Origin of the sequence: Streptococcus sp. 1055 (genome assembly GCF_013276815.1) — a bacterium.
In the GTDB taxonomy this organism is placed as follows: domain Bacteria; phylum Bacillota; class Bacilli; order Lactobacillales; family Streptococcaceae; genus Streptococcus; species Streptococcus pseudopneumoniae.
Map to the genome: position 1 here is coordinate 1 of NZ_VMLT01000132.1, position 21,439 is coordinate 21,439.

Genomic DNA, 21,439 nt, shown 5'->3' on the forward strand with positions numbered 1-21,439 from the left:
TTTTGAAAGTAGATGAGTATTAAAACACTGTTTTGAGGTTGTGGATAGAACTGACGAAGTCAGTAACCATATATACGGCAAGGCGACGTTGACGCGGTTTGAAGAGATTTTCGAAGAGTATAAAAATCCTCAAGATACTTTCTTCTATCCTTTAGTTTATAAGGAGAACACCTATGAAAAAAGCTGCTATTTCTATCTTTGCTCTCCTAGTGTTAGGAGTTAGCTGCCTGTTTCTATTCAGCCAACAAAGCTATAAAAAAACAGTCGTTCAATACTAGGCTAAGGATCAGAACCTGCCCAATAGGATAACTTATAGTGAATATAGCGATAAACGAGAAGCCAACTACGGTGGCACTCTAAACATCACATCTATCAAACAAGCTAATGACGGAGTTTATGCAACCTATGGAGGGCAATTGACACCTTTCCAATATTGATAAATTGATAACCAGCCTGTCTTCATCTAGTCATGCTGGTTTTTAAGTTCATTCTAAATCCTTACCTATTCTCCCTAACTGTGCTATACTTAATTTAGTACATTCTTTGAGATTGGAGATAAAATGAAAATCCATAAAACTGTGAATCCTGTTGCCTATGAAAACACCTATTACCTGGAAGGTGAAAAACACCTCATCGTTGTAGATCCTGGTAGTCAATGGGAAGCCATTCGTCAGACAATCGAGAACCTCAACAAACCGATCTGTGCCATTCTATTGACCCACGCTCATTATGACCATATCATGAGTCTGGACTTGGTTCGCGAGACCTTTGGCAATCCTCCTGTCTATATCGCAGAGAGCGAAGCCAGCTGGCTCTACACTCCTGTCGATAATCTCTCCGGTCTCCCTCGCCACGATGATATGGCAGATGTGGTCACAAAACCTGCAGAACACACCTTTGTCTTTCACGAAGAATACCAACTAGAGGAATTTCGTTTTAAGGTTCTACCGACCCCAGGGCACTCTATCGGTGGTGTTTCCCTAGTCTTTCCTGATGCTCACCTAGTCTTGACGGGAGATGCTCTGTTCCGCGAAACAATTGGACGGACGGATCTTCCGACTGGTAGTACAGAGCAACTCCTTCATAGTATCCAGACCCAACTCTTCACCCTACCAAACTACGATGTCTATCCAGGACATGGTTCAGCTACTACTATCGCTCACGAAAAGGCCTTCAATCCCTTTTTCTAGCAAGATGATGACAATCGATAGCACAATTTAATACTCAATGAAAATCAAAGAGCAAACTAGGAAACTAGCCGCAGGTTGCTCAAAGCACAGCTTTGAGGTTGCAGATAAAACTGACGAAGTCAGCTCNNCGAAGTCAGTAACATATATCTACGGCAAGGCGAAGCTGACGTGGTTTGAAGAGATTTTCGAAGAGTATTAGAATTATAAAAAACGCATAATATCAGATGTAGAAAAGTTTGATACTATGCGTTTTATCATGAAAAGATTTTCTAAATCATCTCCTCAAATTGATTTTTTCACAGTCTAAAATATTTGATAGATAAACTATGAATTGGAGTTATTCTGACTCCTTACGAAAGCTAAATAATCCAGCAGTTAGAGTTAACATTCCAAATAGGGTGGCGAGAATTGAGTGATTTTCTCCAGTATTTGGCAAAGTCTTAGCTACTTGTTTCGAAATAGTTTCAGTCTTAGTTGCTAACGACTCAGCTTGAGTTTTTGTACTACTTGCGTCATTTCCTTTTTGTTCAGTATTACTACTATTTACAACTGGAACAGGAGTTGTACTACCTCCGTTATCACGGCTTGCGACAACTTTGAAAGTCATAGCATAGATACTGAAGTGATTGGTTTCAAAAGTAACCTTATCTGTATCTTGTTTGAACTTCAATGCCTGTAAAGTACCATCTGGAGCAACATAGTAAACATTTTCAACTGGCTTATCAGCAGAAAGACTTACTAGAACCATGCCATTTGGCTGGATAGCCTTACCATTCGCGTCATATAGATGAATGTCAAATGCCTTGTAGTCTTTTGATTCAAGTGAAGTCGGCTTGGTTTCTTCTACCTTGATATAGCTGACATTTTTGAGTGTTGCTTCTGAACCATGCACTTGAACGCTTCCAGCTTTGTTCGAAAGAACACGAGTATTGTTTGGGATGGCTGGATTAAGCGTAGGCGTTACGGGAGTTGTCGGTGTTATTGGAGCAACTGGTGTAACTGGATTTACAGGTTTCTCACTTGGCTTCTCAGTTGGTTTCACTGGCTTAGCAGGTTGTGGTTGATCAACTGGAACAGTAGGAACACTTGGTTGCTTGTCTGGCTTAGGTTGTTCACTTGGCTTAACTTCAGGTTTTACTTGCTCAGCTGGTTTTTCAGCAGGGTTCTTAAACAAGAAAACGTAAGTATCGTAGGTTTCACCAAATAGATTGTATGAATGAGTTTTAGTTTTCTCATCATAGCGATTTGTTTCTTCACTTGGGAATCCTGGATAATAGAGTTCTTCCAGTTTTCTATCCTTAGTTAATGTATAAACCTGAATATCTTCTTTCTTCTCTTTTGATTTGATAGTTAAAGAGATGCCACCACCTTGGAGAGTTCGATTTGTTCCGTAAGTTGGATTTCCATTTTTATTAGGAACTTCATAGAAGATTGTATAAGCTTCGTAGTTCATTCCTTCTAACTCTGGAACTTTTACTCGAACAAGAGCAGGTTTAAACCTACTGTCCATATCTCCAAATCCGCTACCTTTAAATTTTATCTCTTTACCGTTTTCGAACATCGGATTATTGAAATTCGAATTAAAAGTATTTACTTTTATGTGAGAGCCTGCATGAAGCAAGTCTGGTTCAGCTGTCCACCAACCGTAAGATGTTTTTTCTACATTTTCAACAGGAAGTGGAGCAGCAAGGTCGTTTGTTGTTAGAGTAGGGCGACCTGCTCCGTTAAACCAACGTTTTGGATTGTTAGTTCTATAAGGAATCTTTGGCAATCCAGCATTTTTAGCTGGTTCCACTGGTTTAGCAGGTTGCGGTTGTTCTGCAGGCTTAACCTCTGGTTGAGGGTTTTCTGCTGGTTTTGGAGATGGAACGGGTGTTTCAGCTGGTTTATTTTCAACCGGCTTGTTCTCAGCTGGTTTCGGCTGCACAGTTGGTTCAACTGTCTCCGCTGGTTTCGAAATTTCAGCAGGTTTTTCTGTTTCCGCTGGTTGCGGATCTTTAGGTGTTGGTTTTTCTGCTACTGGTTTATTTTTAGTGTAAATAAAATAGTAGCGGAAAAGATTATCTCCTTTACCATTTTTGTAGCCAGAACCACGCAAAGCATAGGCTGCATCATAGCTAACTCTGACAACTTTTGGATCTGGGTCAATATCTGGATGGTCTGCAGCTGATTTTACGACGTGGCTAAAAGTGTAGTCGGAGAATTTTTTTGCTGTTAGTATTCCATCTGCACTATCTTTGTCAGGTGCGTTCCATGTAGACCAAACTTCTGCTCGTTTTGGACTATCAATCCTTGATTCAGTAGTATATCCATATTTTTGAACACGATCAGCATCTAAGAAATCTGCTTGTATTTCATATGTTCGAGCGCTTATATCTGGTACTGCTTGCACAGCTCCAGGTTTTCCTGGGATTGGTCTATGGATTAGTTCATCTATGTCAACTCCGTTAGCAGCATAAAGCTTCTCATTAGCCTCAACTATTAGTTTATTACGCTCTTCTTGAGTCTTAGCTGCTCCATTCTTATAGGCTAAATCCTCTGCCACAATCCTCTTCATCTCTTCAGGATCTGTTATAGGTTGTTCTGGTTCAGGCGTTATGATTGGTAGGCCTGGCTCAGGGAGTTGATTAGTTGGATCGACGTTGTATTTTTTCTCGATCTCAGCATTTTTCTTGTCCTCTGCGATAGCTTCATCTGTTCCGTTTGCAAGAATGTTTCCCTCGGTCGAAGGTTTTTCGACAGACGCGGGCTCTTCTACTGGCTTTTCAGCAGGTTTCGAAACTTCTTTTCCTGGCTTTGGCTTAGCGATTGGGTCGAGCATACTGAAATCAACCCAGCTACCATTAGGTTTTGTTGCAGGTGTTGGTTGAGCAACATTAGGTTTAGCAGCAACATTTGGCTGCGGCGCAACGTTTTCCTCGGCATGCACCAAAGTTGGCACTGCAGCACTAAGAGTTACAGCAGAGAAAGTGACAATACCTAGTTTAGTTAGTTTATTCATAATTTTTCCTCCTTGGGAATGTAAAATTGCCTTTTTAGGCTTATAAAATAACAAAATCAACTTCCTTTCAAGACCACAAAAGCAAAATTTTGAGCCAACTCATTCTCTAAACATTTAATGTTCTTGATAGAAGCCTTAAATGAACCTTTATCCATTAACTGAACAATACAGCTATTACACTATTACATATCTTAATAATTTTTCAATTTTTTGTTACCATAAGCTCGCTAACTACTTTAGAGATAGGGAACTAAGTGTATCGCGTAACGACCGTTAAACGATACACAAAAAATACCAGTCTAATACAGGTTAAAAACACTGTTAAACTCGTATTTTTTAAATATTCATATTGTTGTTTTGACTGTTTCATCAAACGGTCGTTAATCGAAACAAATTTACAGCTTCATTCTACCATTTTTCCCTATTTTTAGCAATGATTTTCCGTTTTTTTTTGACGATTGTTCGCCACTTTATTGCGTTCTAACACTTTATATAGGGTTGATGTAGAAATTTGTTCAGCTTTTGCAATATTACGTATGCTTATATTTGAATGTAGATATTTGTTAAGTATCCGCTCCTCCTTTTCTTTTGAAATCCGTTTTGCTCCTAATCTAACACCATTTTCCTTAGCTTTTCGAAGTCCTTCTTTTGTGCGAAACCTCAGATTTTCCAGCTCATTTTCTGCCACAAAGCCTAAAATGACGCAAAGTAACCTGCCAATAAGAGAGTCTGTTTCTAGTTTTTCATGCAAACTGACTAGCTGAATATGATATTCATTAAATTGTTCAATAAGTTCTAGTAGCTTAAACATAGATCGAGTCAGTCTATCTAACTTATAGATAGTGAAAGTAACCTGCTTGCCATCTTTCGAAAAGTCAGAGGCCAGTTTTAAGGCTTTTGTAAGTTCAGGACGAGTGTTATTTGCACCAGATTCCTTTTCTATAAAAAGTTTATCGCAATGTTTGAGAGCTTCGATTTGCACTTTCAATCCTAGGTCTTGCTTATGAGTAGATACACGGGCGTAGCCTATGTTGATAGTCTTTTGAGACATAAAAATCCTCCTGTTATCTTGATACGGAGGGATATTTTACTATGAATTTTAAAATAAGAAAAGACTTCAATTTCATAATCCCTATGAACTACACCCCAAAAGCTAGATTATTCTATCTAACTTTTTAGGGTGTACATAGATAGGGAAGGTGTAATTATAGGAGTTTTACTTGTCTCTTTGTATTACCAAATAATCACGCGCTCTTCTGGTGAACGCCACATACCGTCTCCTTCTTTGACATCATAGGTTGTAAAGAAATCATCGAAGTTTGGTACTTGTACATTGACACGGAGTTTGGCTGGCGCGTGCACATCGACGCTAGCCAAAAGTTTCATAAATTCTGGACGACCTTTCATGCGCCAAATGCGACCGAAGTTGTAGAAGAATTCTTCTGCTGAGAAGTCTGCTTCTCTCTTAGCTGCTTCAAGCGCTGCAGCGATTCCTCCCAAGTCAGCCACGTTTTCTGACACAGTCAATTTACCGTTAATGGTTGCTCCATAAGAATCCTGTCCATCAAATTGGTCAATGACTTTTTGTGTTTTCTCCTTGAAGGCAACATAGTCGCTCTCTGTCCACCAATCCTTGAGGCTACCATTTTCATCAAAGGACGCTCCGTTGGTATCAAAGGCGTGGGAAATTTCATGAGCAATAACCGCCCCAATACCACCGTAATTAGCAGAAGATGACTGATGCAAGTCATAGAAAGGTGCCTGTAAAATAGCCGCTGGGAAGACAATCAGATTCTTCTGTGGATTGTAGTAGGCATTGACCATGTGAGCAGGCATACCCCATTCCTTGTAGTCAACAGGCTGGTTCCACTTGCTCCAACTGTGCTTGATTTCAACACGCGCAAAGGCTAGAGCATTATCAAAAAGACTGGCAGTTTCATTCACTACCTTATCCTTGTAACGTGCAGGCAATTCTTCTGGATAGCCAATATAAGGTTTGATAACATTGAGTTTGACGATGGCCTTGTCACGAGTTTCTGGAGTCAGCCAGTCATTTTTAGCCAAGCGTTCCTTATAGACATCAATCATAGTTGCTACTTTTTTCTCCACATCCGCCTTGGCTTCTGGAGAGAACTTCTCACGGGCGTACCAAAGACCCAGGGCTTGCTTGAAAGGTTCCTGTGCTAGATGATAAGCTGCTTTGACCTTATCTTTTGCCTCTGGAACTCCAGAAAGGGCACGGCTGTAGGCACCAGACAAAACACGGATATCCTCTGTTAAATAGCTGGTTGAAAGATTGACTACACTTAAAATTAAGTTTGCTTTGAGAAGAGGCCAAGCCTCTTCACTATAGAATTGATCTGCTGCTTGCCAGAAACGTTCCTCGTCTACAATAACCTTGTCTGGTACTTGTCCAAGAACAGCTTGGAAGAAGTCATTCAAAGGTAGAGCAGGCGCGAATTTCTTGAAATCTTCGTAAGAATATGGATGGTAAAGCTTGGCATATTCTGAACCTTCTTCATTAGAGAGCACCACTGCCGCAACTCGACGGTCCAATTCAAGTCTTTTTTCTAGCAAGTCTTCAATTTCTTCATCAGAGAAATCATAAGCCTTGAGGAGATTTGCGCTGCTTTCTTTCCAAAGAGTCAAGAGCTCTTCGCGCTGAGGATGTTCTTCTGCATAGTAGGTCGTATCTGGCAAGATTGTGCTTGGAGCGCTAGCCCATAGAACATTGATTCTAGCATCCATAAAGTCTGGCGATACACCAAAAGGAAGGAAGTTTGGTTTTCCTGCAAGCTCAAACTCTGCTAGTTTAGCTGTAAAATCCGCAAAAGTCTCCAACTCTTGGAATTCTTTAAGGAGTGGTAAGACAGGTGTGATACCGTCAGCTTCTCTCTTGTCAAAATCACGAACTAGGCGGTGGTATTTGACAAAGTTTGCCAAGATAGCATCCTCAGGCACCTCTTCACCTGCTAACCACTTGTCTGTTGTCGCCAGCATCAAGTCTTCAATTTCCTGATCTAAATCAACAAAACCTCCCGTTTGAGACTTATCTGCTGGAATTTCAGCTGTCTGTTGCCATTCTCCATTGATAGCATCATAAAAATCATCTTGATAACGTGTCATCTTGTTCTCGCTTTCATTTGTATTTGTCTTTATCTTAACAAAAATCACTAGGGAATGCAATTAAAAATGAACTTTCCTTTTCTATCATTTTTCAGTTAGTATTTCAATTTTTTAAAAATTTTTTAAAAATTCACAAAAAAATTAATTGTCTGAAAAATGAATTGACAAAAAATATATAAAATGATAAAATTCTATCTATCTCATAGCTTTGCTACTTGAAATTTAAATATTAGGAGGTAGATTTTATGCTTAAGCAAAAACGTGTTCATTCTGTAAGTATTGCAGGAATCGCAGTGCAGTAAAGGATAGTAATACTTTCTTCACCGAGGCTGGTAACTAAACTTTCTCTAGTTACCTTTTCTTTTAATTGATATAAGGAGATATAATGGATCTACTAAAAGCTCGTCCAAAACTAAAAAAGGCTTACCCAGTAGTATATAAAGACGGATCGGTCTATATAGGTGGGTTTGGAGAAATTACAGAACATGAAGACCCTAGCGGAGCTATTGAATACATGCTCAAAAAAATGGATGGAATTAATACTGTCGAAAAAATCATAAGAGAAGTTTCAGAAACCTACAGTGAACTATCACCATCTGATGTAATGGAAGCTATTGATGAAATCAGTAAAGAACGATTTATCGAGGATTTAAATCTTACTGGTTCTAAAATATTATTCAAGTATGAATTAGAACGTTATCACAGAAACATCAACTTTTTTCATCTTACGCAACTTTAAGTGAAAATAAATATATTTCTCAAAAAAAATTAATTGATTCAAAAATTGGAATTATTGGATTAGGCGGATTAGGATCTCACATTATATATGACTTAGCTGGCTTAGGTATAGGAGAAATAAAAGCTGTTGAATTTGATGTCGTTGATATATCTAATTTAAATAGACAAATTTTATATAACTTTGATGATATAGGAAAGAGTAAAGCAAGTATAGCAAAACAACGCATCTATGAATTTAATCCTCAAATAAAATTTACTGTTGATGAAAAGAAAATCAATTCATCTGAAGATGTTGTTGAATCATTCCGAGGATTCGACTGCTTAATACTAGTTGCGGATAGACCTAAAATTAAACTAGCAAGATGGGTAAATGAAGCTATAGTAAAGCTGAATATTCCTTTATTTTGTGCAGGTTTAGAAGCGCAACGAGCCCTGCAATATACTATTATCCCCAAAATATCTGGATGCATAGATTGTTGGAGAAATACTATCCAAAAAGAACACCCTATTTCTCACCTAATCCTTGAAGAAAGAACTCGTTTAAATTTAGTTGGTGACAATACTGCCATAGCTCCTCTAGTATCTGTAGCAACTGGTATCATTTGTTCAGAAGTTACAAAATATATCACTGGTATCGGTGAATTAACTACTGTAGGCCAATTAAAATCTATAGATATGAATACAATGACTACAAAAATAGCCGAGCATTGGCATATAGATCCCAATTGTATAACCTGTCGTGGAGGTAATATTATTGAATAGAAATTACAAAATATTGTGGCTAACATTTCTTGTATCCAACTTTGGTGATTGGCTAAGAAAATTAGCTCTACCTTTGCTAGTATTTGAGAAAACAGGATCTCCATTTCATATGGCTACTCTATACGGTATTTCATTTTTACCATGGATTTTATTTTCTCTAGTAGGAGGTATATTAGCAGATAAATTCAAAAAAGTATATATCATTTCAATATGTCATTTAATCTCATTAGTCATTCTAAGTTTGCTAATAATATCTTTTAAAAATGATAATATACTCTTACTCTTAATTTATATTTTAACCTTCCTGCTCTCCTCTACAGAGCCATTAGTCCACCCAGCATTTCAAAGCTTGTTACCACAGATTGTAACAGACAATCAGCTATCAAAAGCCAATTCAGGAATCCAACTTATTGACAATACATTAAATCTTATTGGTCCTATGATTAGTGGTTCTGTTCTATTACTTATTAATCCAGCTAAAGTTTTATGGGTCAATGCTCTTACCTTTTTAATTGCCAGCCTATTAATTCTCTGCATAAAAACTCCAGAAAATACACTAGTAAATATCTCTAAAAAAGAGAGTCTTTCTAAAACAATATCTATTGGTTTGCACTATGTAAAAAATGATAAAATCATCCTAAGTGGAGCTATTCTTTTTTTTGGAACAAACTTTGGCATTCATATATTTCAGGCCAACTTAGTTTACTATATTACAGATGTTCTAGGCTATACCTCCTTTCACTATGGATTAATACTCTCAATAGCTGGTGTAGGAGCTATATTAGGTGCTATTCTTGCCCCTGAATTAATTAAAAAGTTTAGATATGGAAAAATCCTCTCCATCAGTACAATGCTAGCTGGTCTATCTACTATGTTGCTATCAATTAACACAAACTATATATATATGGGAGTATTTTTAGGTTTGAGTAATATGTTTGGCAATATCAATGCCATTACATATTTTACGTTACGACAAAAAGTTGTCAAAAAAGAAATGTTGGGACGTGTTGTTAGTATTACTAGAATGATCTCATTTGCTTCTATCCCCTTAGGAGCATACCTTGGAGGGATACTTGTTTCACATAACTTAACTATCATAAGTATTCTAATATTAGCAGGTACTATAAGATTTCTTGCAGGGGGATTTAGTTACTTTAGTCCATTAACCAAAAGTAAAAACTATTGATGTTTAAAGTGTGATATACTTATTCAAAATAATTCATCAAAGAATCGCTCATACTCAACAAAAATCAAAGGGTAAACTAAGGGGTTATCCATGGATAGATTAAAACACTTTTTGAAGTACAGATAGTAAATCTAATTAAAGAATCTTTAAAATCATAAAAACGCATAATATCAGGTGTATAAACCTTGAGATTATGCGTTTTATTAGACCTCCTACTAAATATATAGCAAAATAGAGTTAGTTGGAGTTGGAGCTGGAGTAGTACAATGCTGCTTCTAAGGCATTTTTATAATTTACTTTGAATTTCTAACAATGTTTTAAAAAACTCGGTGGACTATTCCAAATTCAATCCACTATATATTGATTCCCTTGTGTGATGTGTAAAGATTTTTTAATGACTTATTTTAATTTTTTCAAAAATTAACTTGACTTAATTTTTTTTTTAAGGTATATTAAGAGACAGGAGGAATATAAATTTATGATACGTATCGAAAACCTCAGTGTCTCCTACAAAGAAACGTTGGCACTTAAGGATATTTCACTAGTGCTCCATGGACCAACAATTACCGGCATCATTGGTCCAAACGGCGCTGGGAAATCAACACTATTAAAAGGTATGTTGGGAATTATCCCACATCAAGGTCAGGCATTTCTCGATGACAAGGAAGTTAAAAAATCCTTACACCGAATTGCCTATGTCGAACAAAAAATCAATATCGACTACAACTTTCCCATCAAGGTCAAGGAATGCGTCTCGTTAGGACTATTTCCCTCTATTCCTCTCTTTCGAAGTTTAAAGGCTAAACATTGGAAGAAAGTGCAAGAGGCCCTTGAAATCGTCGGCCTAGCTGACTACGCTGAACGTCAAATTAGTCAACTGTCTGGAGGTCAATTCCAGCGGGTCTTGATTGCCAGATGTTTGGTGCAGGAAGCCGACTATATCCTCTTGGATGAACCCTTTGCTGGGATTGATTCTGTCAGTGAGGAAATCATCATGAATACGCTGAGAGATTTGAAAAAAGCTGGGAAGACGGTTCTCATCGTTCACCACGACCTCAGCAAGATTCCCCACTACTTCGATCAAGTCTTACTTGTCAATCGAGAAGTGATTGCCTTTGGTCCAACAAAAGAAACTTTTACCGAAACCAATCTAAAAGAAGCTTACGGTAATCAACTCTTTTTCAATGGAGGTGACCTATGATTGCAGAATTTATCGATGGATTGCAAAAATTCCATTTCCTACAAAATGCCTTGATAACAGCTATTGTCGTCGGGATTGTAGCTGGAGCTGTGGGATGTTTCATTATTCTACGCGGGATGTCACTCATGGGAGATGCCATTTCACATGCTGTCTTACCAGGTGTAGCACTCTCCTTCATCTTGGGCCTTGACTTCTTTATCGGAGCCATTGTCTTTGGATTGCTAGCTGCCATCATCATTACCTACATCAAAGGAAACTCGATTATCAAAAGCGATACCGCCATCGGCATTACCTTTTCTTCTTTCTTAGCCCTCGGTATCATCTTGATTGGTGTCGCTAAAAGTTCAACTGACCTTTTCCATATCCTTTTTGGTAATATTCTGGCCGTCCAAGATACGGATATGTTTATTACTATGGGTGTGGGGGCAGCCATCCTCTTGTTAATCTGGATTTTCTTCAAGCAACTCTTGATAACTTCCTTTGATGAACTCTTGGCTAAAGCCATGGGAATGCCTGTCAATTTCTATCACTACCTTCTCATGGTACTCCTGACTCTCGTGTCTGTGACAGCCATGCAAAGTGTCGGAACTATCCTGATTGTAGCCATGCTGATTACCCCAGCTGCAACTGCTTATCTGTATGCTAATAGTCTGAAAAGCATGATTTTCCTTTCCTCAACCTTCGGAGCTACTGCTTCAGTTTTGGGACTCTTTATTGGCTATAGTTTTAATGTTGCGGCAGGTTCTAGTATCGTGCTTACAGCTGCTAGTTTCTTTCTCATTAGCTTCTTTATCGCTCCCAAACAACGATATTTGAAACTGAAAAATAAACATTTGTTAAAATAAGGGGCAAAGCCCCAATAATAAATTGGAGGATCTAATGAAAAAATTAGGTACATTACTCGTTCTCTTTCTTTCCGTTATTGCTCTTGTAGCATGTGCTAGCGGAAAAAAAGATGCAGCTTCTGGTCAAAAACTAAAAGTTGTTGCTACAAACTCAATCATCGCTGATATTACTAAAAATATTGCTGGTGATAAAATTGATCTTCATAGTATCGTTCCGATTGGGCAAGACCCACACGAATACGAACCACTTCCTGAAGATGTTAAGAAAACTTCTGAGGCAGACCTCATTTTCTATAACGGTATCAACCTTGAAACAGGTGGCAATGCTTGGTTTACAAAATTGGTAGAAAATGCTAAGAAAACTGAAAACAAAGACTACTTTGCAGTCAGCGAAGGCGTTGATGTTATCTACCTTGAAGGAAAAAATGAAAAAGGTAAAGAAGACCCACACGCTTGGCTCAACCTTGAAAATGGGATTATCTTTGCTAAAAATATCGCCAAACAATTGAGCGCCAAAGACCCTAACAACAAGGAATTCTATGAAAAAAATCTCAAAGAATATACTGATAAGTTAGACAAACTTGATAAAGAAAGTAAGGATAAATTTAATAACATCCCTGCTGAAAAGAAACTCATTGTAACCAGCGAAGGAGCATTCAAATACTTCTCTAAAGCCTATGGTGTCCCAAGTGCTTACATCTGGGAAATCAATACTGAAGAAGAAGGAACACCTGAACAAATCAAGACCTTGGTTGAAAAACTTCGCCAAACAAAAGTTCCATCACTCTTTGTAGAATCTAGTGTGGATGACCGTCCAATGAAAACTGTTTCACAAGACACAAACATCCCAATCTACGCACAAATCTTTACTGACTCTATCGCAGAACAAGGTAAAGAAGGCGACAGCTACTACAGCATGATGAAATACAACCTTGATAAGATTGCTGAAGGATTGGCAAAATAATCTAGATATTAGTTTATCTATTACTAGGTTCTTGTCTCTCTTTACATTACTTCTAATATTAGCTTTGTTAGTTCTATCTCTAGCTACAAAACAGCGTTTATAAGAATAAAGATTTCTTAAATCAGTACGAACGAAGTGAGTTTTTACCAGATATTTCTCACTGTAGTGGTATCCTAGATAAGAACTTTGATCTTATCTAGGACGGAATTTTTGAGCCCTAGGGCTCAAAAATTAGGGATGAAGTTCCGAAGGAAGTTGCTCCCGTCCGCACTACCTTCGAGAAATATCAAATAGATAAAAAATCTGAAAAACGTCATTCTCACATGAGCTGGCGTTTTTTCTATGCACACATTTCCGGTCAAATCATTGGAAAATTCTGACCGTTTCAGCTACAATGGAAGAAAAAAGATTGGAGTATCTTATGGTAACTTTTCTCGGAAATCCTGTGAGCTTTACAGGTAAACAACTACAAGTCGGCGACAAGGCGCTTGATTTTTCTCTCACTACAACAGACCTTTCTAAAAAATCTCTGGCTGATTTTGATGGCAAGAAAAAAGTCTTGAGTGTCGTGCCTTCTATCGATACAGGCATCTGCTCAACTCAAACGCGTCGTTTTAATGAAGAACTGGCTGGACTGGACAACACGGTCGTCTTGACTGTTTCTATGGACCTGCCTTTTGCTCAGAAACGTTGGTGTGGTGCTGAAGGTATTGAAAATTCCATCATGCTCTCAGACTATTTCGACCATTCCTTTGGACGTGATTACGCCCTCTTAATCAATGAGTGGCACCTATTGGCACGCGCGGTCTTTGTCCTCGATACTGACAATACGATTCGCTACGTTGAATACGTGGACAATATCAACTCTGAACCAAACTTCGAAGCCGCAATTGCAGCTGCTAAAGCCCTATAGAAAAAATCCTCTGTCACAAAGAGTTTCCTGCTCTTTGAAACGGAGGATTTTTGTTTACGAGTAAATACAAGTTCAATCAGCTAAAAATAACTACCTTATGCTCAATGAATATCAAAGAGTAAACTAAGATTCTAGCCTCAGGCTACTCAAGACACTGTTTTGGGTTGCAGATGGAAGCTGACCTGGTTTGAAGAGATTTTCGAAGAGTATTACTCTACAGATTTCAAGGCTTCAAGCATATCAACCTTTCTCAGATGGCGATTGACGAAGAAACCAAGCAAGGTCAAAATGATGCTTACTGCTGCCACTGGGATTACATAGACTTCCCAGCCTACCTGCGGATAAAAGAGAATAGTCGCAGGCGAAATCATTTGAATCAAAAATTGGTGTAAATAGAAACCAGATACCAGACCAAGTACGATTCCAACAAGGGACAGCACAATCGTCTCACGGTAAATGTAGAGAGTGACTTCATTATTATGAAAACCGAGAACCTTGATAGTGGAGAGTTCACGGATTCTCTCAGCCACGTTGATATTGGTTAGATTGTAAAGGATAACAATAGCCAACAGAACCGATACGATAACTAAGATGGTCATGGTCTGATTGAGTGAACTAGCGACGGAGTCAAAGAGTCGAATGGCTGAAGCATTCTGGACGACGCTGGACACCGCAGCTTGATTCATAAGTAAGCCGGCCTGCCTTTCGATACTAGTAGCACTGGTATCCCTTAACGAGACCAAATAAGTGTTGGCTTGGGGTAGCTGTCCGTAAAGTTGCTCATAGCTAGCCTGACTCATATAAATAAAGTGACCAACGTAGTTCTCAGTAATAGCAGCGACCGTTAGTTCCTTACCTTCAATTTCCAGAGTTTGCCCAAGCTTGACACCTGCCAACTGGGCTAGTTTAGCTGTAATAACGACGCCATCTTTTAATGTCAGCTCCTGCTGATGATTTTGCAGATGAATAAAGGGAGTCAAATCCTCCTTCTCTGTCATCATAAGGGTAATAGTTTGAAGACCAGCTTTACCTTTGAAATCCTTGTCTAGCGTTTTAGAATAGATTTTCTGGTAGGCTTTGATGTCCTGCCCTTTCAACACTTCTTCCAACTCTGCCTTGTCTTGATTGGTCGCACTAGGATTTTCAGAGACAATCATCTGATACTGTTGGATTTGTTGAAACTGTTTAGACGGAACTCCTGCTACAGAGGATTGGATTCCCAAACCTGCAAAGAGCAGGGCTACAGAACCTGCCACACCAAAGATCGTCATCAACATCCGCTGCTTATAACGAAAGATATTGCGAGCTGTTACCTTATGAGTAAAACTGAGACGGCACCAGATAAAACTGATGCGCTCTAGTAAGATTTTAGCTCCTTTAACAGGCGGTTTAGGTAGTAAAAGCTGGGCTGCTTCGTCATGAAGTTCTCTACGAGCTACCAAGTAGGCTGGTAACACACTCGCCAACCAACTCAAAGCAAGAGCCAGTAAGCTATAGGTCCAATAGAACTGAATCTGGGTTTCTCCCACCACCATGCCTTTTGTAATGACACTTGAAATCACACCGGCTAATAAATAATGGCCAAGTATACTACCTAGAGCTGTTCCGACAGTCCCAGCTACTAGACCGTAAAGGAGAAACTTGGCAATAATATCCTTGCTACGATAACCCAAGGCCTTAAAAATCCCTGCATGAGTTCGCTCTTCATCCACAAAACGAGTCATAGTTGTAAAGGTCACCATAGCTGCTACGGCATAAAGCACTACAGGAAAGATATTGCCCACTGCCCGAATACTGGCTGAAGCATTACTGTACATGAGGTAGCCTTGACCGCCAGGTATGGTCTGACGATTATATACTTGATACTTGGGCTCAGCTAAATCATCCAAGACTTGCTGATGTTTTTCTAGTTTTTCCTTTTCTTGGTCTAGATTTTGTTCAGCCTGCTTTAGCCTATCCTCTTCCTTGCTCAATTCCTGCTTGGCTTGGGTAAGTTGAGCACTGGCCTGCTCTCTCTGGGCTTGAGGAAGCAAGGCTAGTTGACTTTCCTGAGCCTGTAAACGAGCTTGAGCAGCTGCTAAACGACGCTTACCTTCCTGCAAATTAGTCTCAGCCTTGTCAAGGGTCTCTTGACCTTTGTCTAGAGACTCTTGTCCTTCTTTTTTCAAGAGTTGCAGACGTGCCTTGCCATTATCTGACAAAGCTTGTTCTAAATCTTCCTGATGCTGTTTGGATTTTTCTTCATAAGCTGATGAAAAAGCATTTAAGTCTGCTAAATCTTGATATTTCAAACGAGCTATATTGTAGACTTTCTGATCAAACTGACTAGGTAAAATCACCCCATAGGCTGTCAGAGTTCCACTTCCACTTCCTGCGTAGCCCATATCTCGCTGGGAGAGGATTTCAGCTGAATCCACAAAACCAGTAATGGTATAAGTATGGTCTTTTAAAGAGGAATGACCCTCTTCTTTTTCTTTAAAACTAATCTCCTGTCCCACACTATATTGACTCTGCAGATGACTGGCCAAAGCGATTTCCTTGTCTGACTGAGGAAGTCGTCCCTCTCTTAGTTGAAAGATTGAAATTCGCTCTGGTTTGGAATACAGCCGAATGGCATCCTGCCCATTCTCCATAGCCACATCTGTCAAATAGCCAAACTCGACCTCTGCACCCTCTATCTGTTCTAGTTCTTCTTGATCTGCTTGATCCAAACCATAGTTAGACATAACCGCCAAATCCAAGGTTTGAGCAGTTGTTAAATAAGCATTAGCTGTCGCCTCCATGTTGGGACTGGTTACTTTGAGGCCTACTAGGGCTAGAGATCCCAACATCATCAAGGTCAAGATGGATAAAAAACGCCCCTTGGAGCCTGTGAAGGACTGAATTAAGTCCTTCCAATAGGTTTTTCGCTTGATCATGCTAGTACTCCAAACTGTCGATATCCTGAGGATGCTGGTTGAGCACCACATCCTTGACACTGGCATCGTGCATATGAATCACGCGATCAGCAATGGGCGCTAAAGCTCCATTGTGAGTCACGATGATTACCGTTGCTCCCTTTTGACGAGACATGTCTTGGAGTATTTTCAAGACTTGCTTGCCCGTCTGATAGTCCAAGGCGCCTGTCGGTTCGTCACAAAGGAGAATTTTAGGATTTTTGGCTACCGCGCGTGCAATGGAGACTCGCTGTTGCTCCCCTCCAGAAAGCTGGGCTGGAAAGTTATTGAGACGATGAGCCAGACCTACATCTGTCAAGACCTGTTCAGGATCCAAGGCATCTGTCACAATTTCTGAGGCCAATTCCACATTTTCCTTAGCTGTCAGATTGGACACTAGATTATAAAACTGAAAAACAAAACCGACATCATTTCTACGGTAATTAGTTCTCTGGTGGGAATTGTAGTCGGCAATATTGGCACCATCAATCCAGATTTCCCCCTCATCATTGGTATCCATTCCCCCAAGAAGGTTAAGAACCGTTGACTTGCCTGCACCAGATGCACCTAGAATAATAACCAATTCACCCTTTTCAATTTCAAAATTCACATCGCGATTGGCCACAATCTCCGTGTCCCCAACCTGATAACGCTTGTAACAGTGTTTCATCTCAATATAAGCCATCAGTGCCACCCTCTCTTAAACAAATTACTTCCTACTATCATTATATCGCTTTTTCAAGCCATTGGAAACTGGGAACAAAAACAAAAAGCCTAGAAATCAATTCTAGACTTACATTTTTTTATTTTCCAAGGTAGTATTCAGAAACAACGTTCAATTTTTCGTCGAATTCGAATACCAATGGTGGGAAGTTAGGGATTTCCACGTCCATGATCTCGTCATCTGACAAACCTTTGATGTGTTTTACAAGGGCACGGATTGAGTTACCGTGAGCTCCTACGAATACGTTTTTACCATCTTTAAGAGCTGGAGCGATTTTATCTTCCCAGAATGGAAGAGCACGTTCCAAAGTCACTTTCAAGTTTTCAGCATCTGGGATTACTGAGTCGTCAAGTGAAGCATAACGACGGTCTGTGTGAGCTGAGTGCTCATCATCACGGTCCATATTTGGAGGCAATACATCGTATGAACGACGCCAGATGTGAACTTGCTCATCACCAAATTGCTCAGCAGCTTCAGCTTTGTTTTTACCAGTCAAACCACCGTAGTGACGTTCGTTCAGGCGCCATGATTTTTCAACTGGAACCCACAATTGGTCAGAAGCTTCAAGAGCCAAGTTCGTTGTTTTGATAGCACGTTTCAATACTGAAGTGTAAGCTTGGTCAAATTCGATACCAGCTTCTTTGATCAATTTACCAGCGTCAATCGCTTGTTGTGTACCTTTTTCAGACAAATCAACATCAGCCCAACCAGTGAAAAGGTTAGCTTTGTTCCATTCAGACTCACCGTGGCGAGCAAAAACCAATTTTACCATTAGATGGATTCTCCTTCAAATTTTCCGAGGTTTCCCCTCGTTTATCTATTCTATTCTACACAATTTTTCACAAAAAAGCTAGTCAAAACCAAAAAGGAAAGGACTGTTTGGCAATCCTTTTCCTTCTTAGTATCATACAACAACCTTACTTCTCTTCAAATCCTTCTGCGACTGCGTCCGCGAAGTTTTCTTCTACGATGCTTGCACAGTGGTCACAGATGACTGCCTGGTAGCTGCGTTCTGCTGTCGTTGGGTCGATACGACGGCAACGGTCACATACTTGGCCTGCAGCGCGTTCAACTGTGAAGGCTACATCTTCGAAGCTAACAGCAGTTTCTGGAGCTGGTCCCTCTGCGATGGTCAATTCAGACACGATTAAAAGTTGAGCTACATTGCTGTTTACTGCTTCGAGTAAAGTTTTCACTACTTCGTTTGGATAAACAATCAAGTGAGCTTCAAGTGATTTCCCGATAACTTTTGCATTACGCGCTTCTTCCAAGGCTTTTTGAGCTTGTCCACGGAAGTCCATAAAGGCTGCCCATGTATCCAAGATTTCTTCTTGGTTAGCAAAAGTTTCCGCTTCTGGCAATTCTGACAATTGAACGAAGTCTTCAGCTTCAAACTCAAGATATGACCAGATTTCTTCCGCTGTGTGAGGAAGGATTGGTGTCAAGAGTTTGGTGATTTTGACAAGAATGTCATAGAAGACAGTCTGCATTTGACGGCGTTCCAGTGATTTGGCACCTTCGATGTAAACAACATCTTTGGCAAAATCAAGGTAGAATGCTGACAAGTCAACGTTGATAAAGTTCACCAAGGCCTTATAGATTGTCAAGAATTCAAAGTCCGCATAGGCATCACGAATGGTCTTGACAAGCTGGTTAAAGCGAATCGTCATGTACTTATCAACTGAGCGAAGCTCTTCGTATGCTACTGCGTCTTGAGCTGGGTTAAAGTCAGATGTATTGGCAATCAAGAAACGAAGGGTGTTACGAATCTTACGGTAAGTTTCAGAGACTTGGCTCAAGATATCCATAGAGATACGCACGTCGTTGCTTGAATCCACACTTGTTACCCAGAGACGCAAGATTTCAGCACCAAATTGTTTTTCAACATCACTTGGAGCAATGGTATTTCCAAGAGATTTAGACATCTTCTCACCTTTACCGTCAAGGGCAAAACCTTGTGACAAGATTTGCTTGTAAGGTGCTACGCCATGGTTGGCAACAGATGTGATGAGTGATGAGTTGAACCAACCACGGTATTGGTCAGAACCTTCTAGGTAAAGGTCTGCTGGGTAAGTCAACTCAGGACGGTTTACCACAACTCCATTCCATGATGAACCTGAGTCAAACCAAACGTCCATGATATCTGTTTCTTTTTTGAACTCGCCATTTGGTGAACCTGGATGAGTAAATCCTTCTGGCAAGAGGTCCTTAGCATCACGTTCCCACCAAATACTTGAACCATGTTCCTCAAAGAGTTGAGCCACATGTTCAATCGTTTCAGCAGTCATGATCGCTGTGCCGTCTTCTGCGTAGAAGATAGGAAGTGGAACACCCCAAGCACGTTGACGAGAGATAACCCAGTCGCCACGGTCACGAATCATATTGTAAAGACGGACTTTACCCCATTCTGAGTGGAATTTCACTTTTTCAATTTCGTCCAAGATTTCTTGGCGGAATTTAGAAACTGAGGCAAACCATTGTGGTACTGCGCGCCAGATGATTGGTTTCTTAGTACGCCAGTCAAATGGGTATGAGTGAGAGATTTCTTCTTGGGCAAGAAGGAGGCTGCCGAGTTTTTCAATAACTGTTGGAACCACCTTGTCATAGAATTGACCTTCAAACTCAGGACCAGCATTCTTCATCATGATACCGCGTTCGTCAACAGTCACTGCGACTTCAAGATCATTAGCAATACCAACATTGTAGTCGTCCTCACCAAAACCAGGGGCTGTATGGACAATACCTGTACCAGAGTCAGTGGTAACGTGGTCACCAAGGATCACCAATTCATCTACATCTGTATCCCATGGGTGTTCTGTTACGATGTGGTTGAGTTCTTGACCACGGTAAGTTGCCAAGACTTGAACATCAACCCAGCCAAATTTTTCAGACAAGCTAGTCAATAATTCTGCAGCAACGACAAACTTACGAGTTTCACCAGCAGGTTGAACCAAAACGTAATCAATATCTGCACCAACAGTCAAACCACGAGAAGCTGTGATTGTGAATGGAGTTGTTGTCCAGACTACGATATAAGTATCTGTATCTAGAACACCTTTGCCATCTTTTACCTTATTAGCATAGTAAAGGGAAATTGAAATCAAGTCATGGTATTCAATCTCTGCCTCAGCAAGGGCTGACTCAGATGACCAAGACCAGTAAACTGGTTTTGCACCACGGTAGATATAACCTTTATTAGCCATCTCACCGAAGACACGGATTTGGGCTGCTTCATAATCAGGAGTCAAAGTCACATATGGATTTTCCCAGTCACCAGAAACACCCAAACGTTTGAAGTCTTCGCGTTGTTTATCTACTTGAGAAAGAGCGTATTCACGGCAAAGTTTCAAGTACTCAACCAAGTCCATTTCTTTGCGTTTGACACCTTGTTTTGCCAAAACTTGCTCGATTGGCAGACCATGAGTATCCCAACCTGGGATAAATGGTGCGTAAAAACCTGACATAGATTTTGAGCGAACAATGATATCTTTTGAAATCTTGTTCATAGCGTGTCCAACGTGGATATTTCCGTTCGCGTATGGAGGGCCATCATGCAAGGTGAAATGAGGTTTTCCTTGGTTCAATTCTTGACGACGTTGGTAAAGTTTTGCATCTTCCCATTCCTTTTGCCAAACTGGCTCTTTGGTCGGAAGGCCTGCACGCATTGGGAAAGCTGTTTTACCAAGATTAAGAGTATCTTTGAGTTTCATGGTATCTCCTTTATAAATAATAACAAATTAAAAACCACGACTGCCAAAAAGGACGAAAATCGTGGTACCACCTTTATTCGGAAAAAGATTTAGTCTTTCTCCCTCTTATCCCGTAACGTGGGGAACGTCAAATCTTACTCCAT

The 21,439-nt window shown here is 39.9% G+C and carries 15 protein-coding genes; 8 read left to right on the plus strand and 7 right to left on the minus strand.

Annotation, left to right across the window (positions count from 1 at the left end; genetic code table 11):
* Nucleotides 1-560 precede the first annotated feature (560 nt).
* Nucleotides 561-1,190, plus strand: a complete 630-nt coding sequence (locus HT699_RS10305) for an MBL fold metallo-hydrolase (protein WP_050207833.1) — start codon at nt 561-563, stop codon at nt 1,188-1,190.
* 337 nt (nt 1,191-1,527) lie between these two features.
* On the opposite strand, the gene HT699_RS10315 is transcribed toward HT699_RS10305, so the two are convergent.
* The 3 genes from HT699_RS10315 to pepO all read right to left on the minus strand — a co-directional run bounded on the left by HT699_RS10315 (nt 1,528) and on the right by pepO (nt 7,317).
* Nucleotides 1,528-4,191, minus strand: a complete 2,664-nt coding sequence (locus tag HT699_RS10315; RefSeq protein WP_172934345.1) for an LPXTG cell wall anchor domain-containing protein — start codon at nt 4,189-4,191, stop codon at nt 1,528-1,530.
* A gap of 427 nt (nt 4,192-4,618) precedes the next feature.
* A complete protein-coding gene (locus tag HT699_RS10320; protein ID WP_000078994.1) occupies nt 4,619-5,242 on the minus strand; it encodes a recombinase family protein in 624 nt (207 codons plus the stop codon).
* Nucleotides 5,243-5,424: 182 nt separating this feature from the next.
* The gene (gene pepO / locus HT699_RS10325; RefSeq protein WP_166731872.1) at nt 5,425-7,317 is read right to left on the minus strand and encodes an endopeptidase PepO; all 1,893 of its coding nucleotides are present in this window, start codon (nt 7,315-7,317) and stop codon (nt 5,425-5,427) included.
* Nucleotides 7,318-7,702: 385 nt separating this feature from the next.
* Here pepO and HT699_RS11885 point away from each other — a divergent pair, with 385 nt between their 5' ends.
* The 7 genes from HT699_RS11885 to tpx all read left to right on the plus strand — a co-directional run bounded on the left by HT699_RS11885 (nt 7,703) and on the right by tpx (nt 13,926).
* A complete protein-coding gene (locus HT699_RS11885) occupies nt 7,703-8,056 on the plus strand; it encodes a hypothetical protein (RefSeq protein WP_023936003.1) in 354 nt (117 codons plus the stop codon).
* A 53-nt stretch (nt 8,057-8,109) separates the two neighbouring features.
* Nucleotides 8,110-8,817: a ThiF family adenylyltransferase gene (locus HT699_RS11890; protein ID WP_230558105.1), complete on the plus strand. Its 708-nt coding sequence runs from the start codon at nt 8,110-8,112 to the stop codon at nt 8,815-8,817.
* Entirely contained in the window at nt 8,810-10,003 is a 1,194-nt protein-coding gene (locus tag HT699_RS10335; RefSeq protein ID WP_001081491.1) for an MFS transporter, read from the plus strand. Before HT699_RS11890 ends, HT699_RS10335 begins: the two co-directional genes overlap by 8 nt.
* Nucleotides 10,004-10,481: 478 nt before the next feature.
* The gene (locus HT699_RS10340; protein ID WP_000619143.1) at nt 10,482-11,204 is read left to right on the plus strand and encodes a metal ABC transporter ATP-binding protein; all 723 of its coding nucleotides are present in this window, start codon (nt 10,482-10,484) and stop codon (nt 11,202-11,204) included.
* Nucleotides 11,201-12,049, plus strand: coding sequence for a metal ABC transporter permease (locus tag HT699_RS10345; RefSeq protein ID WP_000559784.1), 849 nt, complete (start codon nt 11,201-11,203; stop codon nt 12,047-12,049). Before HT699_RS10340 ends, HT699_RS10345 begins: the two co-directional genes overlap by 4 nt.
* 34 nt (nt 12,050-12,083) lie before the next feature.
* Entirely contained in the window at nt 12,084-13,013 is a 930-nt protein-coding gene (psaA, locus tag HT699_RS10350) for a metal ABC transporter substrate-binding lipoprotein/adhesin PsaA (RefSeq protein ID WP_050253855.1), read from the plus strand.
* Between the two features lie 421 nt (nt 13,014-13,434).
* Nucleotides 13,435-13,926, plus strand: coding sequence for a thiol peroxidase (tpx, locus tag HT699_RS10355; protein ID WP_172934346.1), 492 nt, complete (start codon nt 13,435-13,437; stop codon nt 13,924-13,926).
* A gap of 209 nt (nt 13,927-14,135) precedes the next feature.
* Here tpx and HT699_RS10360 read toward each other — a convergent pair whose 3' ends face one another.
* From HT699_RS10360 to ileS, 4 genes are all read right to left on the minus strand, one after another.
* Nucleotides 14,136-16,844: an FtsX-like permease family protein gene (locus tag HT699_RS10360; RefSeq protein WP_172934347.1), complete on the minus strand. Its 2,709-nt coding sequence runs from the start codon at nt 16,842-16,844 to the stop codon at nt 14,136-14,138.
* A gap of 1 nt (nt 16,845) precedes the next feature.
* A complete protein-coding gene (locus tag HT699_RS10365; RefSeq protein ID WP_023933206.1) occupies nt 16,846-17,547 on the minus strand; it encodes an ABC transporter ATP-binding protein in 702 nt (233 codons plus the stop codon).
* A 118-nt stretch (nt 17,548-17,665) separates the two neighbouring features.
* Nucleotides 17,666-18,358 carry a phosphoglycerate mutase gene (locus HT699_RS10370; protein WP_000240129.1) on the minus strand — a complete coding sequence of 231 codons (693 nt, stop codon included), beginning with the start codon at nt 18,356-18,358 and terminating at the stop codon, nt 17,666-17,668.
* A gap of 145 nt (nt 18,359-18,503) precedes the next feature.
* Nucleotides 18,504-21,296, minus strand: coding sequence for an isoleucine--tRNA ligase (gene ileS, locus HT699_RS10375; protein ID WP_172934348.1), 2,793 nt, complete (start codon nt 21,294-21,296; stop codon nt 18,504-18,506).
* Nucleotides 21,297-21,439 lie beyond the last annotated feature (143 nt).

Coding starts and splice junctions, on each gene's coding strand:
- HT699_RS10365 (WP_023933206.1), bottom strand. CDS start 17,547: ATGGCTTATATTGAGATGAAACACTGTTACAAGCGTTATCAGGTTGGG.
- HT699_RS10320 (WP_000078994.1), bottom strand. CDS start 5,242: ATGTCTCAAAAGACTATCAACATAGGCTACGCCCGTGTATCTACTCAT.
- HT699_RS11885 (WP_023936003.1), top strand. CDS start 7,703: ATGGATCTACTAAAAGCTCGTCCAAAACTAAAAAAGGCTTACCCAGTA.
- HT699_RS10315 (WP_172934345.1), bottom strand. CDS start 4,191: ATGAATAAACTAACTAAACTAGGTATTGTCACTTTCTCTGCTGTAACT.
- HT699_RS10340 (WP_000619143.1), top strand. CDS start 10,482: ATGATACGTATCGAAAACCTCAGTGTCTCCTACAAAGAAACGTTGGCA.
- pepO (WP_166731872.1), bottom strand. CDS start 7,317: ATGACACGTTATCAAGATGATTTTTATGATGCTATCAATGGAGAATGG.
- ileS (WP_172934348.1), bottom strand. CDS start 21,296: ATGAAACTCAAAGATACTCTTAATCTTGGTAAAACAGCTTTCCCAATG.
- HT699_RS10345 (WP_000559784.1), top strand. CDS start 11,201: ATGATTGCAGAATTTATCGATGGATTGCAAAAATTCCATTTCCTACAA.
- tpx (WP_172934346.1), top strand. CDS start 13,435: ATGGTAACTTTTCTCGGAAATCCTGTGAGCTTTACAGGTAAACAACTA.
- psaA (WP_050253855.1), top strand. CDS start 12,084: ATGAAAAAATTAGGTACATTACTCGTTCTCTTTCTTTCCGTTATTGCT.
- HT699_RS10305 (WP_050207833.1), top strand. CDS start 561: ATGAAAATCCATAAAACTGTGAATCCTGTTGCCTATGAAAACACCTAT.
- HT699_RS10360 (WP_172934347.1), bottom strand. CDS start 16,844: ATGATCAAGCGAAAAACCTATTGGAAGGACTTAATTCAGTCCTTCACA.
- HT699_RS10370 (WP_000240129.1), bottom strand. CDS start 18,358: ATGGTAAAATTGGTTTTTGCTCGCCACGGTGAGTCTGAATGGAACAAA.